Source organism: Nitrosopumilus sp. b1 (assembly GCF_014078545.1).
Classification (GTDB): Archaea; Thermoproteota; Nitrososphaeria; order Nitrososphaerales; family Nitrosopumilaceae; genus PXYB01.
Window position 1 is genome coordinate 1 of the sequence record NZ_MU078708.1, and the last position, 606, is coordinate 606.

Below are 606 nucleotides of genomic sequence, written 5' to 3' on the forward strand. Positions count from 1 at the left end.
GAGCGAGGGGGTAGCGGAGCCTAAACGAGGAGGTATCTTACAATCTACGTCAAAGCGTGTAAGGATGATCTTCTCTGTAATGGCAAGTCCTAACAGAATTGATATTCTAAGAATTTTAAATTCCAAAGGTCCCCTGACCTATTCTGAGCTCAAATCTTTAGCTGGATTCAAATCCAAAAAAGAGAGCGGCAAATTTGCCTACCATCTCAGAAAACTACTAAGACAATCACTTGTTGCACTTAACAAATCTGAGAGACGTTACACAATTACAAATCTTGGAAAATTGGTTCTAAGTCTTGCAAGACAAATTGAAGAGCGCTCCATCATTGAAAGTGGAAAAATGTATGTTAGAACATCCCATGAATCAATTGAGGAATTTAATTCTCATAAAATCATTCAATCACTTGTAAGAGAAGGAAGTCTTCCATTAGAATTAGCTCAAAAAATTACTGAAGAAGTTGAAAATAGAATTTACAAATATCAAACAACATACCTTACTGGTTCTTTGATTCGTGAAATGGTAAACTCTGTTTTACTAGAACACGGACATGAAGAATATAGAAACAAACTAGCAAGATTAGGATTGCCAGTTTTTGATGTTCAAGA

General features: G+C 35.5%; 1 pseudogene. It reads left to right on the plus strand.

The features are described 5' to 3' along the window. Positions 1–606 (plus strand): annotated as a pseudogene (locus tag C6988_RS11115) (ATP cone domain-containing protein); the annotation flags it as partial.